The 8,029-nt window shown below is 36.6% G+C and carries 8 protein-coding genes and 1 pseudogene; all 9 read left to right on the top strand.

What is annotated here, in order from left to right; translation table 11 throughout:
• Positions 1-126: elongation factor 1-alpha C-terminal domain-related protein (locus tag DET49_RS18790; protein WP_410527969.1), on the top strand; the 126-nt coding region annotated here is incomplete at its 5' end.
• A 201-nt stretch (positions 127-327) separates the two neighbouring features.
• On the top strand, positions 328-1,704 hold the full coding sequence (locus tag DET49_RS18095) for an IS1380 family transposase (protein WP_166636614.1): 1,377 nt from the start codon (positions 328-330) through the stop codon (positions 1,702-1,704).
• A gap of 456 nt (positions 1,705-2,160) precedes the next feature.
• Positions 2,161-3,159, top strand: a complete 999-nt coding sequence (locus DET49_RS18100) for an SDR family oxidoreductase (protein ID WP_133550235.1) — start codon at positions 2,161-2,163, stop codon at positions 3,157-3,159.
• A gap of 89 nt (positions 3,160-3,248) precedes the next feature.
• Positions 3,249-4,535: a nucleotide sugar dehydrogenase gene (locus DET49_RS18105; protein ID WP_133550237.1), complete on the top strand. Its 1,287-nt coding sequence runs from the start codon at positions 3,249-3,251 to the stop codon at positions 4,533-4,535.
• 113 nt (positions 4,536-4,648) lie between these two features.
• On the top strand, positions 4,649-6,043 hold the full coding sequence (locus tag DET49_RS18110; protein WP_133550239.1) for a UDP-glucose 6-dehydrogenase: 1,395 nt from the start codon (positions 4,649-4,651) through the stop codon (positions 6,041-6,043).
• Between the two features lie 717 nt (positions 6,044-6,760).
• Positions 6,761-6,925 (top strand): annotated as a pseudogene (locus tag DET49_RS18895) (DUF2061 domain-containing protein); the annotation flags it as partial.
• Between the two features lie 63 nt (positions 6,926-6,988).
• A complete protein-coding gene (locus tag DET49_RS18900; protein WP_317130343.1) occupies positions 6,989-7,183 on the top strand; it encodes a DUF2061 domain-containing protein in 195 nt (64 codons plus the stop codon).
• Between the two features lie 28 nt (positions 7,184-7,211).
• The gene (gene cysC, locus DET49_RS18120) at positions 7,212-7,805 is read left to right on the top strand and encodes an adenylyl-sulfate kinase (RefSeq protein ID WP_208109676.1); all 594 of its coding nucleotides are present in this window, start codon (positions 7,212-7,214) and stop codon (positions 7,803-7,805) included.
• A 5-nt stretch (positions 7,806-7,810) separates the two neighbouring features.
• Positions 7,811-8,029 (top strand): phosphoadenosine phosphosulfate reductase family protein (locus DET49_RS18125; protein ID WP_166636615.1); only part of this gene is annotated, 219 nt, incomplete at its 3' end.

Raw genomic sequence — 8,029 nt, forward strand, 5'->3', positions numbered from 1 at the left:
AGGGTTAAAATAAGAACTACCAGAAGGATGATGTTGGATACTTACCGAGAAAACCGTAATACCGGTAGCATTATACTAATTGATGAAAGCACAAAGGAAACCGTGGCTGCGGGAATGATAGTTTAATATTGAATTAATGGTTTTTGCGAGTTCTTTAGTAATAGTATAAATTAATGACTAAAATTGACATTAGAATTTTTAAGTTCTACCTTTTTTTGATATGAGTTCTCTAGCCTGAATAATTCATAAAAACGAAAAAATGCGGGGCAAATACACTGTTATATCACTGTATATCAGTATATTTAAGGTAACCAAACCACCCGCATTTTGAATAAAGATAAAATAAAAAATACAGTTACAACAGCCGCAACCCAAAAATCTCCTCAGACCACCCTTTTTAATCTCTCAAACTTCCTCGACAATAAAGTTGAAGTGCAATTTACCGGTGAGCAAACTTCTACCGATGGGGGACTATTACTTCTTAATGAAGTAAGTAAAAGCATAGGATTAATAGACGGGATCACTGGATGCCTGGAGGATGAACGACACCAGAGCTATGTTAAACACGACATCAAAAGTCTTGTGACTCAACGCGCTCTGCAAATAGCTGCGGGCTATGAAGATACCAATGATTGTAATAGCCTCCGCAATGATGGGGTTCTGAAGGTTTGTTGTGAAAAAGAAAACAGTCTTTCTGCACAACCTACTATGAGTAGATTTGAAAACAGTATTTCTTCAAAGGAACTCTATAAAATGGGGCATTACTTTGCAGATCAGTTTATAGCGAGCTACGCGGAGCCGCCCAAAGTGATTATTTTAGATTGCGATGACACTAACGCACAAACTTACGGAGATCAGCAACTTAGCCTTTTCAACCATTATTATAGCGGATATTGTTTTATGCCGTTGCACATTTATGAGGGGCTGTCCGGTAAGCTGATCACCTCCATACTTAAGCCGGGAAGAAGGAGTAAGAGTGTCAATGTTTTCAGTATTTTAAAAAGGGTGATTGAACATTTGGGCAAGAGCTGGCCCGAGACCTTGATCATTCTCAGGGGAGACAGTCATTTTTGTTCAAAAGAATTGATGGACTGGGCAGAAACCCAGGAGAAAATCGGTTTTATAACTGGGCTTTCAGGCAATAAGCGCTTGAATGAAATGACCAGGATTACCAGAGAAAGTGCAGAGCGAGCCTTCAAAGCTTACGGTAAGCCAGTGAAGCGGTATCATTCTTTCCAATACAAAGCAGCCAGTTGGGAACACTTTGAGCGAGTGGTGGTGAAAGTGGAAGTAACTGAAAAGGGCACCAACCTGCGTTACATTGTGAGCAACATCACTTGTATTAGAGCCAAAGCATTGTACGAAGAGGCTTACTGCGCTAGAGGAGCTGCCGAATTGCGTATAAAAGATCACAAAACCTATTTGAAATCGGATCGGATGTCGTGCAACAGCTTTAAGGCAAACCAGTTCCGGTTGTTTCTGCATTCAGCAGCCTATGTGCTGATCCATTCCCTGCAAAAAGAAGCCCTTGCCCAAACGGAGTTTTGCAAGTCCACTATGGAAACTATTCAGCTGAAAATCATTAAGATAGCTACAAGGGTAAAAATACTCAAGACCAAAGTGAAAATTGAGTTTCCACAGGATTTTCCACAGAAAGAGGTGTTTCAAAACCTGCTGTTAATGTTCGGGATTTTAAGGCTGTAAACTGCCCATTCACAACCTTATACGGTCTTTTACATTTTGAAAACCATTAAAAAACTCCTACTGAGAAGAAGGGGAACGGGAAAGCTATATCCAAAATCTTGTAAAACAACTTCCTCGAGGACAGATCCCCGTCAAGACCTCACTACAATCTCACATTATACCAACTGAGGCCATCTGAAATGACTCAAAAGGGATTAATTTGTGGGTTTATGAATTAAGCAGGCTAGAGGAATTAATTGTCTGTTATTAATTAGAAATAAGCCATCTTGTTTTTTCTTTTTTTTTAAAAGCAAGTCAATAAATTTGTTATTTAAAAGCGTGCTTGGGATTCTAAATTCAGCTTACTGCAATTAAAAGGATTGTTAACGTTTTTAAAGCTTTAAGGTTTCTTTAGCAATAGGGTCATAAAGAAATTCTATCTTTGCCGCCGGTTAAAAGTTAATTTAAAATTCTCAAATGACTGAATTTCAGCAGAAATTAGAAAATAAAAAGGTTTTGGTTACCGGCGGAGCAGGATTTATTGGTTCAAATTTATGTGAGACTTTAATAAATTTAAACACCAAAGTCGTTTGTTTAGATAATTTTGCTACCGGACATAGGCATAATCTTGATGCAATTAAGGACAACGAGAATTTTCAATTGATTGAGGGTGATATACGGAATCTTGAAACCTGCCATAAGGCTTGTAAGAATGTTGATTATGTGTTGCATGAAGCGGCTTTGGGGTCTGTTCCTCGATCCCTTGCAGATCCAATTACCAGTAATGAAGTCAATATATCCGGGTTTTTAAATATGCTCGTTGCGGCTCGTGATGCAGGGGTTAAAAGATTTGTATATGCGGCCAGTTCTTCTACCTACGGGGATTCAGAAAAACTTCCGAAAGTTGAAGATGAAATAGGAAAACCACTTTCACCCTATGCTATTACTAAATATGTTAATGAATTATATGCGGATATCTTTCAGGATGCATACAAATTAGATACTATAGGCTTGAGATATTTTAATGTTTTCGGACGAAAACAGGATCCCAATGGCGCATATGCTGCCGTTATCCCAAAATTCGTAATGAAGTTTATGAACCATGAAAGTCCTGTAATTAACGGGGATGGAACCTATTCACGAGATTTCACATATATTGATAATGTACTTCAAATGAATTTACTTGCGCTAACCACAGATAATGCAGACGCAATAAATGAAGTATATAACACTGCAGTGGGAGAACGAACCAATTTAGTAGAATTGACAAAATTGCTTAAAAAACACCTTTCTGAGTTTGACCCGGAAATAGCCAAAGTTGAGGTGAAGCACGGACCTAAGCGTGCTGGGGATATTCCACATTCATTGGCTTCAGTTGAGAAAGCTGAAAATTTACTAGGATATGATGCGAGTCACCGAATTGATGAGGGCCTGAAGGAGGCAATTGCCTGGTACTGGGGAAATTTGAAGCCTTAATACAAAATATTCAATTTGGAAAAATAATGATTTATGCTTTCCTTGAATTTAAAAATTCTAAAATATTTACTTCTTTATAAAAATTATAAATGAACAATAAAAAAATAGCAATAATTGGTCTTGGTTATGTTGGTCTTCCTTTAGCAAGGTTGTTTGCCACTAAATATCCTGTTGTTGGATTCGATATAAACCAGGCAAGGATTAATGAATTGATGAGCGGTCACGACGCTACCTTAGAAGTAGAAGATGATGTCCTACAGTCAGCCTTAGTTGAGCAAGAAGCGTTGACACAGGGTAAAGGCTTGTTTTGTTCAGCAGATTTGAAGGACATCGAAGATTGCAATTATTATATAATTACAGTGCCTACGCCAGTGGATAAAAATAATCGACCGGATCTTACTCCCCTTTATAAAAGTAGTGAAACTGTTGCACAAGTACTGAAAAAAGGGGATGTTGTTATTTATGAATCTACGGTGTATCCCGGTGTAACAGAAGATGAATGTGTTCCTGTTCTTGAAAAGCATAGCGGACTTATTTTTAATAAAGATTTTTTTGTCGGCTATTCCCCGGAAAGGATTAATCCTGGAGATAAAGAACATACTGTAGATAAAATATTGAAAGTTACTGCAGGTTCAACTCCTGAAATAGGCAAGAGGGTTAATGAGCTTTATGCTGAAGTAATTACAGCCGGAACTCATTTAGCACCAACCATTAAAGTTGCTGAAGCTGCTAAAGTAATAGAGAATTCTCAAAGGGATATCAATATCGCTTTTGTGAATGAACTTGCCAAGATATTTAATATGATGGGTATCGATACCCAGGATGTTTTGGAGGCAGCAGGTACTAAGTGGAATTTCCTTCCATTTAAGCCAGGCTTGGTCGGAGGACATTGTATTGGGGTTGACCCTTATTACCTTGCACAAAAAGCCCAGGAAATAGGGTATCATCCTGAAATTATCCTGGCTGGTAGAAGGATGAACGATTCTATGGGACAATATGTAGCTTCAGAGGTTGTTAAACTAATGTTGCAACACGATCAAAAGGTGAAAGGAGCAAATATCCTTGTTATGGGAATTACCTTTAAAGAGAATTGTCCTGATGTAAGAAATACAAAAGTGGTAGATGTAATAAAGAATCTAAAGGAATTTGGAACTAATGTTACTATCTACGATCCACTTGCAAACCCAGAGGAGGTAAGTCATGAATACGGACTGAAAACAGTAAAAGAACTTCCAACAGAAAAGTATGATGCGGTTGTGCTGGCAGTTGCACATAAAGAATTCCTGCAAATGGATCTTGATCAGTTGAAAAACGGAAATACTGTTGTTTATGATGTAAAAGGAGTTCTTGGGGATAGGTGTGATAAAAAGTTATAGTCTCCATGCCATTAAATTAAAGTGATATGGGGCAAATGAAATATTTATAATAAATATTACTCTTTTAAAAGCCTTTGTGATTAAAGGTTCTACGAGAGACTTAAACAGTTAAGATGAAAATAAAAAACATTTGCTGCATTGGTGCAGGCTATGTTGGAGGTCCAACAATGGCGGTCATCGCTCAGAAATGTCCTGAGATTAATGTAACAGTTGTAGATATTAATGAAAAAAGGATTGCAGCCTGGAATGATAAGGATGTAGAAAATATTCCAATTTATGAACCTGGTTTATCTGAGATTGTAAAGAAGGCTCGTGATCGGAATTTATTCTTCTCCACTGATGTCGACGCTGCTATAGATAAAGCTGACATGATCTTCATTTCGGTGAATACACCCACAAAGACCTACGGCATTGGAAAAGGTATGGCAGCTGATCTAAAGTTCATTGAGCTTTGTGCTAGACAAATAGCGCGGGTTTCTAAAAATGATAAGATTGTAGTGGAAAAATCTACCCTACCAGTTCGTACTGCTGAAGCTTTAAAGAATATCCTTGATAACACCGGGAATGGTGTGAATTACCAAATTCTTTCTAATCCTGAATTTTTAGCTGAAGGAACTGCAGTTGATGACCTTATGACTCCCGATAGAGTGCTTATTGGGGGAGATATTGATACAACTGAAGGAAAAGAAGCTGTGGAAGCACTCGTAGATATTTATGCGCATTGGGTGCCCAGAGAAAGATTACTAACTACTAATGTTTGGTCTTCCGAGCTATCGAAATTAACGGCCAATGCATTTTTAGCACAGCGGGTTTCAAGTATTAATGCAATGAGTGAACTCTGCGAAAAAACTGGGGCTGATGTAAATGAAGTGTCTAAAGCCGTAGGAATGGATTCCAGAATAGGTCCTAAATTCTTAAAATCTTCGGTTGGTTTTGGAGGCTCCTGTTTTCAAAAAGATATTTTAAACCTTGTGTATATTTCTAAATCATTTGGCTTAAATGAAGTGGCCGATTATTGGGAGCAGGTAATATTAATGAATGATCATCAGAAAAGAAGGTTTGCAGCAAAAATTGTTCAAACTTTATTTAATACCGTTTCCGGTAAAAAAATTGCTTTACTTGGATGGGCATTTAAGAAAGATACCAATGATACGCGGGAATCGGCTGCTATTTATGTGGCTGATTATCTTTTAAATGAGCAGGCAGAAATTGTGGTCTACGATCCTAAAGTAAAAACCGAACAGATCTATGCTGACCTGGATTATCTAAACAGCCGTCCTTCAGAAGAGAACCGTTCCCGGGTGAAAGTAGTGAACACTCCTTATGAAGCTACTAAAGATTCTCATGCTGTAGCTGTATTGACGGAATGGGACGAATTTAAAGACCTGGATTGGCAGAAAGTATATGATGAAATGCTAAAACCCGCTTTCTTATTTGATGGTAGAAGATTGCTTGAGAGAGAAACAAAAGAAACAATTGGATTTGAATTTTATGCAATAGGAAGTTAAACCTTTAAAATTGATGATGAAATAATATTATAGATTATAATTTTGGAGCTTACCTGTAATTATCGTTAATGTAAAATTAGAAATTATATATAAGGAAAAATCTTGCAATAATTGTCGAAGCTGACAGAAGGATTAAGAACAATTTTAATAATGAAGATCTTCAATATTATAATAAGGAGTATGATTCCTCTCATAAAATGACTGATTAAAAAGCGAATATTATTATTAATGAATATCTAATATCTACTAATATTCTGAATATTAGCTAAGAGAATAAACAAATTCAGCTCTATGGGAAGAGAACTGGAGTAAATGTATTGTAGACAACTGAACAATACTTAATAATTCATTAAAAAATGGTGAGTTTCCGGTTTATATTTTATTGATAGTCGGCCCTAAAGCTGTGTTTGGAGAAATTTATGTTCTTGGCAGAAATGAACTTTCTTTAATGGATATATTGTGTTTAAAGGGATTCTTAACTATAGTGAAGGTCTAAAATGCTTGATTTAACGGAAGATAGAGATTGTTTCTGAAAGCAACTCTTTAGGACTTAGTCGTGATGTTGAAGGAAAAGCAGATGTTTGTCCCAGTCTAAATAATGGAATGGTGTATCGCATGCAATACAGATTATCTATAAAGCGTTGGTATGTAGGTAATAGACTTCAAGCTTACTGAAATAACCGAAAACTACTAACACCGATTTTTTAATTAACAGACTTGGATAGAAGTTATAAGCGACATATTGCCAAATCCATAACTTGGAGAGTTATAGGAACTCTAGACACAATCTTGCTATCCTGGTTGATCTCTGGAAACTTCAATACCGGATTAAAGATTGGTGTTGTTGAAGCGGTTACGAAAATGTTATTTTATTATTTACATGAAAGGGTGTGGTTTAAAATTAGGGCAGGGGTTACAGAAAATGGTGATAGTAAAAAAAGACACATGGCCAAAACAGTAACTTGGAGAGTAGTAGGAACTATAGATACTATGATCTTGGCCTGGTTTATTTCAGGAGATCCTATGATAGGTTTACAGATAGGAGTAGCGGAGGTAGTTACAAAAATGATTTTATATTATTTTCATGAAAGGATCTGGTATAAAATGAATTTTGGATTAGATCAGAGAAGAAATGGTTGAGCTGAAACAAAGTTTTTCAATAAATTAAATTATGGATAATATAATTCCACAAAGCTTTCATATTGATAAGGAAGAGCGAAACAAATTGAACGAACATAATTCATTTGTTGTTTGGTTTACAGGGCTATCGGGTTCAGGGAAATCAACACTGGCTAACTTAGTGGAAAAGGGATTATTTCAAACCGGCATTAAAACTTTTCCACTAGATGGTGATAATATGAGATCAGGTATCAATAAAGACTTGAAATTCTCACCTGAGGATCGGGAAGAAAATTTACGTAGAATAGCTGAAATTTCTAAACTTTTTGTAGATGCAGGGATTGTAGTTATTGCTTCTTTTATTTCCCCACGGGAAAAGGACAGGGAGCTGGTCAAGGAGATTATTGGGAAAGAAAATTTTATGGAGGTTTTTGTGAATACACCCTTGGAAATCTGTGAAAAACGGGATGTCAAAGGTTTGTATAAAAAGGCAAGAGCTGGAGAGATTAAGAATTTCACCGGAATTGATGCTCCTTATGAAAATCCTGAAAGCCCTGATTTGGAAATAAAAACTGAAGAAGAGAATTTGGAAAACGCAGTAAAAAGAATAATTCTACATTTTGAAGATAAACTCAAAATTTGAGGATAATGAGCAAGTATTATTTAAATTATTTAGACGAATTAGAATCAGAAGCGATCTATATTTTGAGGGAAGTCTGGGCGCAGTTCGAGAATCCTGTCATCCTATTTTCTGGAGGAAAAGATTCTATCCTGGTTACGCATTTAGCGAAAAAAGCTTTTTATCCCAGTAAAATTCCATTTGCACTGATGCACGTGGATACGGGACATAATTTCCCGGAAACAATA

This window comes from Salegentibacter sp. 24, assembly GCF_004362395.1.
Taxonomy (GTDB): domain Bacteria; phylum Bacteroidota; class Bacteroidia; order Flavobacteriales; family Flavobacteriaceae; genus Salegentibacter.